Annotated in this window: 11 protein-coding genes and 1 tRNA gene; all 12 read right to left on the bottom strand. The window is 61.1% G+C overall.

Annotated elements, in window-relative coordinates; translation table 11 throughout:
- Positions 1-43 precede the first annotated feature (43 nt).
- The 12 genes from fusA to RND78_RS26675 all read right to left on the bottom strand — a co-directional run bounded on the left by fusA (position 44) and on the right by RND78_RS26675 (position 15,257).
- Positions 44-2,146, bottom strand: coding sequence for an elongation factor G (gene fusA, locus RND78_RS26730; protein ID WP_312733143.1), 2,103 nt, complete (start codon positions 2,144-2,146; stop codon positions 44-46).
- A gap of 30 nt (positions 2,147-2,176) precedes the next feature.
- Positions 2,177-2,650: a 30S ribosomal protein S7 gene (gene rpsG / locus RND78_RS26725; protein WP_007163088.1), complete on the bottom strand. Its 474-nt coding sequence runs from the start codon at positions 2,648-2,650 to the stop codon at positions 2,177-2,179.
- An 89-nt stretch (positions 2,651-2,739) separates the two neighbouring features.
- The gene (rpsL, locus tag RND78_RS26720) at positions 2,740-3,111 is read right to left on the bottom strand and encodes a 30S ribosomal protein S12 (protein ID WP_058765563.1); all 372 of its coding nucleotides are present in this window, start codon (positions 3,109-3,111) and stop codon (positions 2,740-2,742) included.
- A 165-nt stretch (positions 3,112-3,276) separates the two neighbouring features.
- A complete protein-coding gene (gene rpoC, locus RND78_RS26715; protein WP_017641871.1) occupies positions 3,277-7,476 on the bottom strand; it encodes a DNA-directed RNA polymerase subunit beta' in 4,200 nt (1,399 codons plus the stop codon).
- Between the two features lie 62 nt (positions 7,477-7,538).
- Complete coding sequence (gene rpoB, locus RND78_RS26710) at positions 7,539-11,612, bottom strand: DNA-directed RNA polymerase subunit beta (protein WP_312733138.1); 4,074 nt, start codon at positions 11,610-11,612, stop codon at positions 7,539-7,541.
- Positions 11,613-11,836: 224 nt separating this feature from the next.
- Positions 11,837-12,205, bottom strand: a complete 369-nt coding sequence (gene rplL, locus RND78_RS26705) for a 50S ribosomal protein L7/L12 (RefSeq protein ID WP_059232158.1) — start codon at positions 12,203-12,205, stop codon at positions 11,837-11,839.
- A gap of 79 nt (positions 12,206-12,284) precedes the next feature.
- A complete protein-coding gene (gene rplJ, locus RND78_RS26700) occupies positions 12,285-12,785 on the bottom strand; it encodes a 50S ribosomal protein L10 (protein ID WP_017641868.1) in 501 nt (166 codons plus the stop codon).
- A gap of 208 nt (positions 12,786-12,993) precedes the next feature.
- Complete coding sequence (gene rplA / locus RND78_RS26695; RefSeq protein ID WP_312733135.1) at positions 12,994-13,689, bottom strand: 50S ribosomal protein L1; 696 nt, start codon at positions 13,687-13,689, stop codon at positions 12,994-12,996.
- Entirely contained in the window at positions 13,689-14,120 is a 432-nt protein-coding gene (gene rplK, locus RND78_RS26690) for a 50S ribosomal protein L11 (protein ID WP_059232160.1), read from the bottom strand. Before rplK ends, rplA begins: the two co-directional genes overlap by 1 nt.
- Before the next feature lie 112 nt (positions 14,121-14,232).
- Positions 14,233-14,766 (bottom strand): transcription termination/antitermination protein NusG, encoded by a 534-nt coding sequence (nusG, locus tag RND78_RS26685; RefSeq protein ID WP_007163096.1) that lies wholly within the window; start codon positions 14,764-14,766, stop codon positions 14,233-14,235.
- Positions 14,767-14,777: 11 nt separating this feature from the next.
- Complete coding sequence (secE, locus tag RND78_RS26680; protein ID WP_312733133.1) at positions 14,778-15,146, bottom strand: preprotein translocase subunit SecE; 369 nt, start codon at positions 15,144-15,146, stop codon at positions 14,778-14,780.
- 35 nt (positions 15,147-15,181) lie between these two features.
- Positions 15,182-15,257: transfer RNA gene (locus RND78_RS26675), tRNA-Trp, on the bottom strand.
- Between the last annotated feature and the right edge of the window lie 43 nt (positions 15,258-15,300).

Raw genomic sequence — 15,300 nt, 5'->3', positions numbered from 1 at the left:
TTTTTCTTTAGCCACGAGATAAAACCTCTAGTCAAAGCGCTGATTAAGCTTGTTTCTTGATGATGGCTTCGGCGATGTTCGACGGAGCTTCGGCGTACTTGGAGAACTCCATGGAGTAGCTTGCGCGACCCTGAGACATGGAGCGGACATCCGTAGCGTAGCCAAACATCTCGCCCAGCGGAACCTCGGCACGGATGACCTTGCCGGTCACGGTGTCTTCCATACCCTGGATCAGGCCACGACGACGGTTAAGGTCGCCCATGACGTCACCCATGTAGTCTTCCGGAGTCACGACCTCGACCTTCATGATCGGCTCGAGCAGCACGGCACCACCCTTCTGGGTGAGCTGCTTGGTCGCCATGGAGGCAGCGATCTTGAACGCCATCTCGTTGGAGTCGACATCGTGGTAGGAACCGTCGAATACAGCGGCCTTCAGGCCGAGCAGCGGATAGCCGGCAACGATACCGTTCTTCATCTGCTCTTCGATGCCTTTCTGGATCGCCGGGATGTATTCCTTCGGAATCACACCGCCCACGACTTCGCTGGTGAACTCCAGACCTTCCTGACCTTCGTCAGCCGGCGCGAAGCGAATCCAGCAGTGACCGAACTGGCCACGACCACCCGACTGGCGAACGAACTTGCCTTCGATCTCGCAGGTGTTGCGGATGGTTTCGCGGTAGGCGACCTGAGGCTTACCGATGTTCGCTTCCACGCCGAACTCGCGCTTCATGCGGTCCACCAGGATGTCCAGGTGCAGCTCGCCCATGCCGGAGATGATGGTCTGACCGGACTCTTCGTCGGTCTTGACGCGGAACGAGGGGTCTTCCTGGGCCAGCTTGCCCAGTGCGATACCCATCTTTTCCTGGTCGGCCTTGGTCTTCGGCTCGACGGCAACCGAGATCACCGGCTCCGGGAAGTCCATACGCTCGAGGATGATCGGCTTCTCGATCGAGCACAGGGTGTCACCGGTGGTGACGTCCTTCATGCCGATCAGGGCGGCGATGTCGCCAGCGCGAACTTCCTTGATCTCTTCACGGGTGTTGGCATGCATCTGCACCATACGGCCAACGCGCTCTTTCTTGCCCTTCACCGAGTTGATGACGGAGTCACCGGAGCTCAGCACGCCCGAGTAAACGCGGGCGAAGGTCAAGGTACCGACGAAGGGGTCGGTGGCGATCTTGAACGCCAGAGCCGAGAAGGGCTCGTCGTCGTCTGCATGACGCTCGTCGGTGATTTCCTCGTTGTCCGGGTTGGTACCCTTGATCGCGGGAATCTCGATCGGCGCCGGCAGGAAGTCGATCACGGCGTCCAGAACCAGGGGCACGCCCTTGTTCTTGAAGGACGAGCCGCAAACGGCCGGGACGATTTCGCAGGCGATGGTACGTTGGCGCAGGCCGGCCTTGATCTCGTCGATCGACAGCTCGCCGCCTTCCAGGTACTTGTTCATCAGCTCTTCGTTGGCTTCGGCAGCTGCCTCGACCATGTTGGAGCGCCACTGCTCGGCATCGGCCAGCATGTCCGCAGGAATGTCTTCCTCGCGGTAGGTCATGCCCTGGTCGTCATCGTTCCAGAAGATGGCCTTCATCTTCAGCAGGTCGATCTGGCCCTGGAAGTTTTCTTCCGCGCCAATGGCCAACTGAACCGGGACCGGAGTGTGGCCCAGGCGCTTCTTGATCTGCTCGACGACGCGCAGGAAGTTGGCGCCAGCACGGTCCATCTTGTTGACGTAGACGATGCGCGGGACGCCGTACTTGTTAGCCTGACGCCATACGGTCTCGGACTGGGGCTCGACACCGGAGGTGCCGCAGAACACCACGACCGCACCATCCAGCACGCGCAGGGAACGCTCCACCTCAATGGTGAAGTCCACGTGGCCGGGGGTATCGATGATGTTCACGCGGTACTTGTCGTACTGCTTGGTCGAACCGGACCAGAACGCGGTGGTGGCAGCGGAGGTGATGGTGATACCACGCTCCTGCTCCTGCACCATCCAGTCCATGGTCGCAGCGCCGTCGTGAACCTCACCCATTTTGTGGTTCACGCCGGTATAGAACAGAATCCGCTCGGTGGTGGTCGTCTTACCTGCGTCCACGTGGGCGCAGATACCGATGTTCCGGTAGCGGTTAATAGCGGTTGTACGAGCCATAAGGTCCTCGCTTGATTGGAAGCGCTAGGCTTAGAAGCGGTAGTGCGAGAAGGCCTTGTTGGCTTCTGCCATGCGATGCACGTCTTCGCGCTTCTTGACTGCGGCACCCTTGCCTTCAAAAGCGTCCATGAGTTCACCCGCCAGGCGCAGAGCCATGGACTTCTCACCACGCTTGCGCGCGGAGTCCACCAGCCAGCGCATGGCCAGGGCATTACGACGGGAAGGACGAACCTCAACCGGCACCTGGTAGGTAGCACCGCCGACACGGCGGGACTTCACTTCGACCAGCGGAGCGATGGCGTCGAGCGCTTTTTCGAAAACTTCCAGGGGTTCGGCGTTCTTGGAACGCTCTTTGACCTTGTCCAGAGCACCATAAACGATACGCTCGGCAACGGCTTTCTTGCCGCTTTCCATCACGTGGTTCATGAACTTGGCCAGGATCTGGCTTCCGTATTTCGGATCGTCAAGTATTTCGCGCTTGGCCGCTACACGACGTCTTGGCATTGATAAGCCCTCAAAACGGTCTTCAGGTTAGTTCGGGACAGGCTGCCCGACCTTACTCTTATCGACTCGAACAAAAAGAAAAAAGGTGATTACTTCGGACGCTTGGTGCCGTACTTGGAACGGCCCTGCTTGCGGTCCTTCACACCGGTGGTGTCCAGCGAGCCGCGCACGGTGTGGTAACGCACACCCGGCAGATCCTTGACCCGGCCACCGCGGATCAGCACGACGCTGTGTTCCTGCAGGTTGTGACCTTCACCGCCGATGTAGGAGGTGACTTCGAAGCCGTTGGTCAGACGCACACGGCAGACCTTCCGCAGTGCGGAGTTCGGCTTCTTGGGAGTGGTGGTGTACACGCGGGTGCACACGCCACGACGTTGCGGGCAGTTTTGCAGCGCAGGCACGTCGGATTTCTCGACGAGACGCTTGCGTGCACTACGCACCAGCTGGTTGATAGTTGCCATCTATAGCTCCACTGATTGTCTTGCGACATAAACGAAATGACAGAACGTTAGTCCTGCCCATTTTCGGGGAACGAAAGTCTAAAGAGCTTGCAAGCTCCAGTCAAGACAAAGCCCCCGGACGCCAGGGGCGCCGGGGGCTTGGTCAAGCGACGCGGGCTACCGAACTCAGCTGGCGCTGGAGTTCAGAGCTTCGGTCAGGGCGGCTTCGGCTTCGCTGGCGCTGACGCGCTGAGGCTTGCCGAGTTCGCGCTGACGCTTGCGCTCGCTGTGGTAGGCCAGACCGGTACCGGCCGGGATCAGACGACCCACTACCACGTTTTCCTTCAGGCCGCGCAGGAAGTCGCGCTTGCCGGTCACGGCAGCCTCGGTCAGGACACGGGTGGTCTCCTGGAAGGAAGCGGCCGAGATGAAGGATTCGGTGGACAGCGAGGCCTTGGTGATACCCAGCAGCACGCGCTCGTACTTGGCGACGAAGCGATCATTGCCGACCAGCTGCTCGTTCTCTTCCAGGACGTGGGTCAGTTCGACCTGGTCGCCCTTGATGAAGCTCGAGTCGCCGGTGTCGCTCACCTCGACCTTGCGCAGCATCTGCCGCAGGATGGTCTCGATGTGCTTGTCGTTGATCTTCACGCCCTGCAGGCGGTACACGTCCTGGATCTCGTTGACGATGTACTTGGCCAGCGCGCTGACACCCAGCAGGCGCAGGATGTCGTGCGGGTTGCTCGGACCGTCGGAGATGACTTCGCCGCGGCTGACCTGCTCGCCTTCGAAGACGTTCAGGTGGCGCCACTTCGGAATCAGCTCCTCGTAGGGATCGGTGCCGTCGGTCGGGGTGATGACCAGGCGACGCTTGCCCTTGGTTTCCTTGCCGAAGGAGATGGTACCGCTGATCTCCGCCAGGATTGCTGGCTCCTTGGGACGACGCGCTTCGAAGAGGTCGGCCACGCGGGGCAGACCACCGGTGATGTCGCGGGTCTTGGAGGTTTCCTGGGGGATACGGGCGATAACGTCACCCACATGCACCTTGGCACCATCGCTCAGGTTGACCAGCGCATTCGGCGGCAGGAAGTACTGGGCCGGTACGTCGGTACCCGGCAGCAGCAGGTCCTTGCCATTGGCGTCGATCAGCTTGACCGCCGGACGGATGTCCTTGCCGGAAGTCGGGCGATCCTTGGCGTCGAGCACCTCGATGTTGGTCAGACCGGTCAGTTCGTCGGTCTGGCGCTTGATGGTGATGCCCTCCTCCATGCCGACGAAGGCCACGGTACCGTCCATCTCGGTGACGATGGGGTGGGTGTGCGGGTCCCACTTGGCGACGATGGCGCCCGCGTCGACCTTGTCGCCTTCCTTGACCGAAATCACCGCACCATAGGGCAGCTTGTAGCGCTCGCGCTCACGACCGAAGTCGTCGGCGATGGCCAGCTCACCGGAACGGGACACGGCAACCAGGGCGCCGTCGGCACGTTCGACGTGCTTCAGGTTGTGCAGGCGGATGGCACCGCCGTTCTTGACCTGGACGCTGTCGGCCGCGGAGGTCCGGCTGGCCGCACCACCGATGTGGAAGGTACGCATGGTCAGCTGGGTACCCGGCTCACCGATGGACTGGGCGGCGATGACGCCGACCGCTTCACCGATGTTGACCTGATGACCACGGGCCAGATCGCGACCGTAGCACTTGGCGCAGATGCCATGACGGGTTTCGCAGGTGATCGGCGAACGCACCACGACTTCGTCGACGCTGTTGAGCTCGAGGAACTCGACCCAGCGCTCGTCGACCAGGGTGCCGGCCGGCACGATGATCTCTTCGGTACCCGGCTTGGGCACGTCACGGGCGATGACTCGACCCAGGACGCGCTCACCCAGGGGCTCGACCACGTCGCCGCCTTCGATGTGCGGGGTCATGATCAGGCCGCGCTCGGTACCGCAGTCAACCTCGGTCACCACCAGGTCCTGGGCCACGTCGACGAGACGACGGGTCAGGTAACCGGAGTTCGCGGTCTTCAGTGCGGTATCCGCCAGACCCTTACGGGCACCGTGGGTGGAGATGAAGTACTGGAGTACGTTCAGGCCTTCACGGAAGTTGGCGGTAATGGGCGTCTCGATGATGGAGCCGTCCGGCTTGGCCATCAGGCCACGCATGCCGGCGAGCTGACGAATCTGGGCCGCGGAACCCCGGGCGCCGGAATCGGCCATCATGTACATGGAGTTGAAGGACTCCTGGTCGACTTCCTTGCCCTCGCGGTCGATGACCTTCTCTTTCGAGAGGTTGGTCATCATCGCCTTGGACACTTCGTCGTTGGCCTTCGACCAGAGGTCGATCACCTTGTTGTACTTCTCGCCCTGGGTCACCAGGCCGGAGGCGTACTGGCTCTCGATCTCCTTCACCTCGGCGGTGGCGGCATCGATGATGCGCGCCTTCTCATCCGGAATGACGAAGTCGTTGACGCCGATGGAGACGCCGGACAGGGTCGAATAGGCGAAACCGGTGTACATCAGCTGGTCGGCGAAGATGACGGTGTCCTTCAGACCCACCACGCGGTAGCAGTGGTTGATCAGCTTGGAGATGGCCTTCTTCTTCATCGACTGGTTGACCACGTCGTACGGCAGACCGGCAGGCACGACCTGGAACAGCAGCGCGCGGCCGACGGTGGTGTCGACGATGCGGGTGTTCTTGGTCAGGCTGCCGTCCTTGTGACGGATGGTCTCGTTGATGCGCACCTTGACCTTGGCATGCAGGGCAGCTTCGCCGGCACGGAAGACGCGATCGACTTCCTGCAGGTCGGCGAACACGCGGCCTTCGCCCTTGGCGTTGATGGCTTCGCGGGTCATGTAGTACAGACCCAGCACCACGTCCTGCGACGGCACGATGATCGGCTCGCCGTTGGCGGGCGACAGGATGTTGTTGGTCGACATCATCAGGGCGCGCGCTTCCAGCTGGGCTTCCAGCGTCAGCGGCACGTGCACGGCCATCTGGTCACCGTCGAAGTCGGCGTTGTACGCGGCGCAGACCAGCGGGTGCAGCTGGATGGCCTTGCCTTCGATGAGGACCGGCTCGAACGCCTGGATACCCAGACGGTGCAGGGTCGGAGCGCGGTTGAGCAGCACGGGGTGTTCGCGGATGACTTCAGCGAGAACGTCCCAGACCTCGGGCAGTTCGCGCTCGACCATCTTCTTGGCGGCCTTGATGGTGGTCGCCATGCCGCGGGCTTCCAGCTTGCCGAAGATGAACGGCTTGAACAGCTCCAGAGCCATCTTCTTGGGCAGACCGCACTGGTGCAGACGCAGGGTCGGGCCCACAGTGATCACGGAACGACCGGAGTAGTCGACGCGCTTACCCAGCAGGTTCTGACGGAAACGACCCTGCTTGCCCTTGATCATGTCGGCCAGGGACTTCAGCGGGCGCTTGTTGGAACCGGTGATGGCACGGCCGCGACGGCCGTTGTCCAGCAGGGCGTCAACGGCTTCCTGCAGCATGCGCTTCTCATTGCGCACGATGATGTCGGGCGCGGCGAGGTCGAGCAGCCGCTTGAGGCGGTTGTTCCGGTTGATGACGCGACGATAGAGATCGTTCAGGTCGGAGGTCGCGAAGCGGCCGCCATCCAGCGGTACCAGCGGACGCAGGTCCGGCGGCAGCACGGGCAGCACGGTCATGACCATCCACTCCGGCTTGTTGCCGGAGCCCTGGAAGGCTTCCATCAGCTTCAGACGCTTGGACAGCTTCTTGATCTTGGTCTCGGAGTTGGTCTGCGGAATCTCTTCGCGCAGGCGGCCGATCTCGTGCTCCAGATCAATGGCGCCGAGCAGCTGGAATACGGCTTCGGCACCCATGCGGGCGTCGAAGTCGTCACCGAATTCTTCCAGTGCCTCGAAGTACTGCTCGTCGTTCAGCAGCTGGTACTTCTCGAGGGTGGTCATGCCCGGATCGATCACCACGTAGCTCTCGAAATAGAGCACGCGCTCGATGTCACGCAGGGTCATGTCCAGCAGCAGGCCGATACGCGACGGCAGCGACTTCAGGAACCAGATGTGGGCGACGGGCGAAGCCAGCTCGATGTGACCCATGCGCTCGCGGCGCACCTTGGCCAGGGCGACTTCCACGCCGCACTTCTCGCAGATCACGCCGCGATGCTTGAGGCGCTTGTACTTTCCGCACAGGCACTCGTAGTCCTTGACCGGGCCAAAGATCTTGGCGCAGAACAGACCATCGCGCTCGGGCTTGAAGGTACGGTAGTTGATGGTCTCCGGCTTCTTCACTTCACCGAACGACCAGGAACGAATCATCTCGGGCGAGGCCAGACCGATACGGATGGCATCGAACTCCTCGAGTTGACCCTGGTTTTTCAACAGATTGAGCAAGTCTTTCAAGGCCTTTCCTCCTCACGGACCGGAGGCGACCGCCGCGCGGTCGCCTCCTCTAGGGTCTCGTGTTATTCGGTTTCCAGTTCGATATCGATGCCGAGCGAGCGGATTTCCTTGATCAGTACGTTGAAGGACTCGGGCATGCCGGCCTCCATACGGTGATCCCCGTCCACGATGTTCTTGTACATCTTGGTCCGGCCGTTCACATCGTCCGACTTCACCGTCAGCATTTCCTGCAGGGTGTAAGCCGCGCCATAGGCCTCCAGTGCCCAGACCTCCATCTCCCCGAAACGCTGACCACCGAACTGCGCCTTACCACCCAGCGGCTGCTGGGTAACCAGACTGTAGGAGCCGGTGGAACGGGCGTGCATCTTGTCGTCCACCAGGTGGTTCAGCTTGAGCATGTACATGTAGCCAACGGTGGTGGTGCGCTCGAAGGCGTTGCCGGTACGGCCGTCGTACAGACGCATCTGGCCGCTCTCGGGCAGATCGGCCAGCTTCAGCATAGCCTTGATCTCGCTCTCCTTGGCACCGTCGAACACCGGCGTGGCCATGGGGACACCGCCACGCAGGTTCTTCGCCAAGTCGAGGACTTCCTGATCGCTCAGGTCGTCGAGCTTCTCCTGACGGCCACCGATCTCGTTGTAGATCTCGTGCAGGAAGCTGCGCAGTTCGGCGACCTTGCGCTGCTCTTCGAGCATCACGTTGATCTTCTCGCCCAAGCCCTTGGCCGCGAGGCCCAGGTGGGTTTCGAGGATCTGACCGACGTTCATCCGCGAAGGTACGCCCAGCGGGTTCAGCACGATGTCCACCGGCGTGCCGTTGGCATCATAGGGCATGTCTTCGACCGGCATGATCACCGAGACCACACCCTTGTTACCGTGACGACCGGCCATCTTGTCGCCCGGCTGGATGCGGCGCTTGATGGCGAGGTAGACCTTGACGATCTTCAGTACGCCCGGCGCCAGGTCATCGCCCTGCTGCAGCTTGCGCTTCTTGTCTTCGAACTTGTCATCCAGCAGCTGGCGACGGTCGGACAGGTAGGCCTGGGCCTTTTCCAGCTGCTCGTTGTGAGCATCTTCCGCCATGCGCAGCTTGAACCACTGACCACGCTCGAGGCCGTTCAGGTACTCGTCGGTGATGACGGCACCCTTCTTGACCGCCGGGCCGCCTTCGGCGACCTGACCGACCAGGGCCTGACGCAGACGCTCGAAGGTCGCGCCTTCGACGATGCGGAACTCTTCGTTCAGATCCTTGCGGATCTCGTCGAGCTGGGACTTCTCGATGGCCAGTGCGCGGGAGTCGCGCTCGACGCCGTCACGGGTGAAGACCTGAACGTCGATGACGGTACCCTTGGTGCCGGTCGGCACGCGCAGGGAGGTGTCCTTCACGTCGCTGGCCTTCTCGCCGAAGATGGCGCGCAGCAGCTTCTCTTCCGGGGTCAGCTGGGTTTCGCCCTTGGGCGTGACCTTGCCGACCAGGATGTCACCGGCGCCAACCTCGGCACCGACGTAGACGATACCGGCCTCGTCCAGCTTGTTCAGCGCAGCCTCACCCACGTTCGGGATGTCGGAGGTGATTTCCTCCGGGCCGAGCTTGGTGTCACGAGCCACACAGGTCAGTTCCTGGATGTGGATGGTAGTGAAGCGGTCTTCCTGAACCACGCGCTCCGACAGACAGATGGAGTCTTCGAAGTTGAAGCCGTTCCAGGGCATGAAGGCCACACGCATGTTCTGACCCAGTGCCAGCTCGCCCATGTCGGTCGAGGGGCCATCGGCCAGGATGTCGAACTTGGCCACCTGATCACCCTTGCTCACCAGCGGGCGCTGGTTGATGCAGGTGTTCTGGTTGGAACGGGTGTACTTGGTCAGGTTGTAGATGTCGACGCCGGCTTCACCGGTCTCGACTTCGTCATCGTTGACGCGCACCACGATACGGCTGGCATCGACGGAGTCGATCACGCCGCCACGACGGGCCACGACGCAGACGCCGGAGTCACGGGCGACGTTGCGCTCCATGCCGGTACCCACCAGCGGCTTGTCCGAACGCAGGGTCGGCACGGCCTGACGCTGCATGTTCGAACCCATCAACGCACGGTTGGCGTCGTCGTGCTCGAGGAACGGAATCAGCGAGGCGGCGACGGAGACGACCTGCTTGGGCGAAACGTCCATCAGGGTGACGTCTTCAGGCGCCTTCACGGTGAATTCGTTCAGGTGACGCACGGCCACCAGCTCGTCGATCAGCCGGTTGTTCTCGTCCAGGCCGGCAGAGGCCTGAGCGATCACGTGGTTGGCTTCTTCGATGGCCGACAGGAAGACGATCTCGTCGGTGGCTACGCCGTCCTTGACCATGCGGTACGGGCTTTCGAGGAAGCCGTACTGGTTGGTGCGGGCATAGGCAGCCAGGGAATTGATCAGGCCGATGTTCGGACCTTCCGGCGTTTCGATCGGGCAGACCCGACCGTAGTGCGTCGGGTGTACGTCACGGACTTCGAAGCCAGCGCGCTCACGGGTCAGACCGCCCGGGCCGAGTGCGGAGACACGGCGCTTGTGGGTGATCTCCGACAGCGGGTTGTTCTGGTCCATGAACTGGGACAGCTGGCTGGAGCCGAAGAATTCCTTGATCGCGGCAGCCACCGGCTTGGCGTTGATCAGATCCTGCGGCATCAGGCCTTCGCTTTCGGCCATGGACAGGCGTTCCTTGACGGCACGCTCTACCCGCACCAGGCCCACGCGGAACTGGTTCTCGGCCATTTCACCGACGCAACGGACACGACGGTTACCCAGGTGGTCGATGTCGTCGACGATGCCCTTGCCGTTACGGATGTCGACCAGGGTCTTGAGCACGTCGACGATGTCTTCGCGACTCAGGACGCCCGAGCCTTCGATGGCGTCGCGACCGATACGGCGGTTGAACTTCATGCGGCCGACGGCGGACAGGTCGTAACGCTCGGCACTGAAGAACAGGTTGTTGAACAGGGTCTCGGCTGCTTCCTTGGTCGGCGGCTCACCAGGACGCATCATCCGGTAGATCTCGACCAGGGCTTCCAGCTGGTTGCCGGTGGAGTCGATCTTCAGGGTATCGGAGATGAACGGACCGCAGTCGATGTCGTTGGTGTACAGCGTCTCGAGCCGCACGACATTGGCCTTGGCCATCTTGGCCAGCATGTCCAGGGTCAGCTCGGTGTTGCACTCGGCGATGATCTCGCCGGTGGACGGGTGCACGATGGCCTTGGCAGTGGTACGGCCAATGACGTAATCGAAGGGCACTTCCAGCTCGGTGATGCCGGACTTCTCCAACTGGTTGATGTGGCGAGCGGTCACGCGACGGCCCTGCTCCACGATCACCTTGCCGGTTTCGTCCTTGATGTCGAAGCTGGCGATGTCACCACGCAGGCGCTGGGGCACCAGTTCCAGATTCAGGGTCTCGCCCTTGATGTGGAAGACGTTGGTGTCATAGAAGGCATCCAGCACTTCTTCGGTGCTGTAGCCGAGCGCGCGCAGCAGTACCGAGGCCGGCAGCTTGCGGCGACGGTCGATACGCACGAAGACGGCGTCCTTGGGATCGAACTCGAAGTCCAGCCAGGAACCGCGGTAGGGAATGATACGTGCGGAGTACAGCAGCTTGCCCGAGCTGTGGGTCTTGCCGCGGTCATGGTCGAAGAACACGCCCGGGCTGCGGTGCAGCTGGGAGACGATGACGCGCTCGGTACCATTGATGATGAAGGTACCGTTCTCGGTCATCAGGGGGATTTCCCCCATGTAGACTTCCTGCTCCTTGATGTCCTTGATCGCCTTGTTCGACGACTCACGGTCGAAAATGATCAGGCGAACCTTGACCCGCAGCGGGACGGCGAAGGTCACGCCACGCAGGACGCATTCCTTCACATCGAATGCCGGCTCGCCCAGGCGATAGCCGACGTATTCCAGGGCCGCATTGCCGGAATAGCTGATAATCGGGAAAACGGACTTGAAGGCCGCATGCAGGCCGATATCGCGGAACTGGTCTTTGCCTGCGCCCGCCTGCAGGAATTCGCGGTACGAATCCAGTTGGATAGCCAGCAAATAGGGCACGTCCATGACGTGCGGCAACTTGCTAAAGTCCTTGCGGATACGTTTTTTCTCAGTGTATGAGTAAGCCATCAGCGTTCCCCAGCTTGGTCACCAGCTTGTTTGGCCTCTCCGACGGGAGCAGCCGGAAAATCGTGCAAACCCTTGGTTTGCCGCACCCCGAAAGCGAGGTGGATACAGCACGTTCTGTCAGGCGGATCTGCTCGCCCTGTACAAAACGGCAAAAGGCCGGTGGCGTTCGCCACCAGCCATCAGCCGAACGTGAGACGCTCCGGCTGTAGACGCAAGAACCGAATTTACTTGAGCTCGACCTTGGCGCCTGCTTCTTCCAGAGACTTCTTGGCAGCCTCGGCTTCCTCTTTGGAAACGCCTTCCTTGACCACGCCCGGGGCGCCGTCAACGACAGCCTTGGCTTCTTTCAGGCCCAGACCGGTCAGTTCACGAACGACCTTGATGACGTTCACTTTCTTCTCACCGGCTTCGGTCAGCATGATGGTGAATTCGGTCTGCTCTTCGACGACGGCAGCGGCAGCAGCCGGGCCAGCGGCAACGGCAGCAGCGGCGGTCACGCCGAACTTCTCTTCCATCGCCTTGATCAGTTCCACCACTTGCATGACGGACATTTCGGATACGGCGTTGATGATGTCTTCGTTGGTCAGAGCCATGACTCTAGATTCCTATAACAGGGTGCGGCTTCAGGCCGCAAATAATAAGAAAGACTTGCAGGAAACGCAGCACGCACCATTAGGCGGCGGCAGCTTCCTTTTGGTCGCGAATGGCGGCGAGGGTACGAGCCAGCTTGCTGGTAGCGCCCTGGATGACGCTCATCAGCTGGGACACAGCTTCGTCGTAGGTCGGCAGGGTTGCCAATACGTCGATCTGGTTAGCCGGAATGAGCTTGCCTTCGAACGCGGCGGCCTTGATCTCGAACTTGTCCTGACCCTTGGCGAAATCCTTGAAGATACGGGCGGCAGCGCCCGGATGCTCCTGGGAGAACGCGATCAGGGTCGGGCCCTTGAAGGTGTCGTTGAGGACGTCGAAAGACGTACCCTCAACGGCACGACGCAGCAGGGTGTTACGTACGACACGCACATAGACACCGGCCGCGCGGGCCTCTTTACGGAGTCCGGTCATGGCACCCACAGTCACGCCACGGGCATCGGCCACGACAGCGGACAGGGCACCTTGGGCAGCCTCGTTGACTTCAGCGACGATAGCCTTCTTGTCTTCGAGTTTGATTGCCACGGGTTTAACTCCTGGATGTTACCGTTTCGCCCGATGGACTGGGCGGCGTTTTGGTGTCTGACTCGGTAACCGAATCGGGAGCACCATCTGCGTAGGCTAGGGTTTCCCCGGTTTAAGACCTGCGTCCCCTACGGTCTTGGACAGCCCCCGCCAGGCAGGGACCCCAATCTTGGCGCCGTGCCCGAGGGCACGGCGACTTATGATTTGCTTAGGCTTCCAGGGAAGCCTGATCGATCTGCAGACCCGGGCCCATGGTGGAGCTCAGAGTGATGCGCTTGACGTAGATGCCCTTGGAGGTCGAGGGCTTCAGGCGCTTCAGATCGGCCAGCAGAGCTTCGACGTTCTGCTTCAGCTTCACGGGCTCGAAATCGATCTTGCCAACGGAAGCGTGGATGATGCCGTTCTTGTCGGTACGGAAACGCACCTGACCGGCCTTGGCGTTCTTGACGGCAGTAGCCACGTCCGGGGTCACGGTGCCGACCTTCGGGTTCGGCATCAGGCCGCGCGGACCGAGGATCTGGCCCAGCTGACCGACAACGCGCATGGCGTCCGGCGAAGCGATGACCACGTCATAGTTCAGGTCGCCGGCTTTCATCTCGGCAGCCAGCTCGTCCATGCCGACTTTCTCGGCACCGGCGGCCAGCGCGGCTTCGGCGTTGGCACCCTGGGTGAACACGGCAACGCGAACCGACTTGCCAGTGCCGTTGGGCAGCACGGTGGCGCCACGGACGACCTGGTCGGATTTACGCGGATCCACACCCAGGTTCACGGAGACGTCGATGGACTCCTTGAACTTGATGGTGGAAAGCTCGGCCAGCAGGGCCGCAGCTTCTTCGAAGCCGTACTGCTTGCCGGCCTGGATTTTTTCGGCGATTGCCTTTTGACGCTTAGTGAGCTTGGCCATTACACGCCCTCCACATTCAGACCCATGCTACGAGCGGAACCGGCGATGGTACGCACGGCGGCGTCCATATCGGCGGCGGTGAGATCGGCATTCTTGGCCTTGGCGATCTCTTCCAGCTGGGCGCGGGTAACGGTACCGACCTTCTGGCTGTTAGGCCGGGGGGAACCGCTCTGGATGCCGGCAGCCTTCTTGAGCAGCACGGAAGCCGGGGTGCTCTTGATTTCGAAGGTGAAGCTACGGTCGCTGTACACGGTGATGATCACCGGGGTGGGCAGACCGGGCTCCATGCCCTGGGTGCGGGCGTTGAACGCCTTGCAGAATTCCATGATGTTGACGCCATGCTGACCCAGAGCCGGACCGACCGGCGGGCTCGGGTTGGCTTGAGCGGCCTTAACCTGCAGCTTGATGTAAGCCTGAATCTTCTTAGCCATGTGCTACTCCAATGATGGGTTAAGCGCCCCGCGGGGCTCCCCAATTACCTGCTATATCCCAGTGACGACAAAACCCCGCAGCCTGGGCTACGGGGTGAGGGATGCGGACAACCTAGACCTTTTCGACCTGGCTGAACTCGAGCTCCACGGGGGTGGACCGACCAAAGATCAGTACCGCCACGTGAATACGGCTCTTTTCGTAATTCACTTCTTCGACGACGCCATTGAAGTCGGCGAACGGACCGTCTACCACACGGACCGTCTCACCCGCCTCGAACAGGGTCTTCGGCTTGGGCTTGTCACTGCTATCGGAAACACGGCGCAAAATGGCGTCGGCTTCGCGATCGGTGATGGGGGCCGGCTTGTCGGCAGTACCACCGATGAAGCCCATGACCCGAGGAGTGTCCTTGACCAGGTGCCAAGTCCCCTCATTCATTTCCATCTGCACCAGGACATAACCCGGGAAAAACTTACGCTCGCTCTTGCGCTTCTGGCCATTGCGCATTTCCACCACTTCTTCGGTGGGCACGAGAATGTCGCCGAACTGGTCTTCCATTTCGTGCAGCTTGACGCGCTCGATCAACGAACGCATGACATGCTTCTCGTAACCCGAGTAGGCATGCACGACGTACCAACGCTTAGCCACGGCGAACCCTTTCAACCAACAATCGTGGAAACCAGCCAACCGAGCAGGGAGTCGAGCCCCCACAACAACAAGGCCATCACGAGCACCACTGCAACCACGATCAGCGTGGTTTGAGTGGTCTCTTGCCGGGTAGGCCAGACAACCTTGCGAATCTCGGTACGGGCGTCTTTCAGCAGACCGAAGAAGGCCTGCCCCTTAGCGGTCTGCAGCGCGATGAAGGCAGCGATAGCCGCCAGCACCAACAGACCTACCACTCGATACAGGATGGATTGAGCAGCGAAATAATGATTGGCAACCACACCGATCACTACCAGAACGATAACCAACAGCCACTTCAGCGCATCGAAGCGCGTCTCTTTGGCTTCCGCCTTGATGCTCATTGCATGAATCCTGTAAGGAGTGCCAGATGGGAATCTGGCAGGCCAGGAGGGAATCGAACCCCCAACCTGCGGTTTTGGAGACCGCCGCTCTGCCAATTGAGCTACTGGCCTGTAACTTGAATCAGGCCGACCATTATGCCGGCCTGACAGTCCA

It is taken from the genome of Pseudomonas oryzihabitans, assembly GCF_032027545.1.
GTDB classification, from domain to species: Bacteria; Pseudomonadota; Gammaproteobacteria; order Pseudomonadales; family Pseudomonadaceae; genus Chryseomonas; species Chryseomonas oryzihabitans_F.
The sequence above is the reverse complement of the archived record's forward strand: the minus strand, read 5'-3'. Positions and strand labels throughout refer to the sequence as shown.

Bases quoted from the DNA above. Each gene is read 5' to 3' on its own strand.
- secE (WP_312733133.1), bottom strand. From the start codon at position 15,146: ATGAGCATCAAGGCGGAAGCCAAAGAGACGCGCTTCGATGCGCTGAAG.
- rpsG (WP_007163088.1), bottom strand. From the start codon at position 2,650: ATGCCAAGACGTCGTGTAGCGGCCAAGCGCGAAATACTTGACGATCCG.
- rplA (WP_312733135.1), bottom strand. From the start codon at position 13,689: ATGGCCAAGCTCACTAAGCGTCAAAAGGCAATCGCCGAAAAAATCCAG.
- fusA (WP_312733143.1), bottom strand. From the start codon at position 2,146: ATGGCTCGTACAACCGCTATTAACCGCTACCGGAACATCGGTATCTGC.
- rplL (WP_059232158.1), bottom strand. From the start codon at position 12,205: ATGGCTCTGACCAACGAAGACATCATCAACGCCGTATCCGAAATGTCC.
- rpsL (WP_058765563.1), bottom strand. From the start codon at position 3,111: ATGGCAACTATCAACCAGCTGGTGCGTAGTGCACGCAAGCGTCTCGTC.
- rplK (WP_059232160.1), bottom strand. From the start codon at position 14,120: ATGGCTAAGAAGATTCAGGCTTACATCAAGCTGCAGGTTAAGGCCGCT.
- rpoB (WP_312733138.1), bottom strand. From the start codon at position 11,612: ATGGCTTACTCATACACTGAGAAAAAACGTATCCGCAAGGACTTTAGC.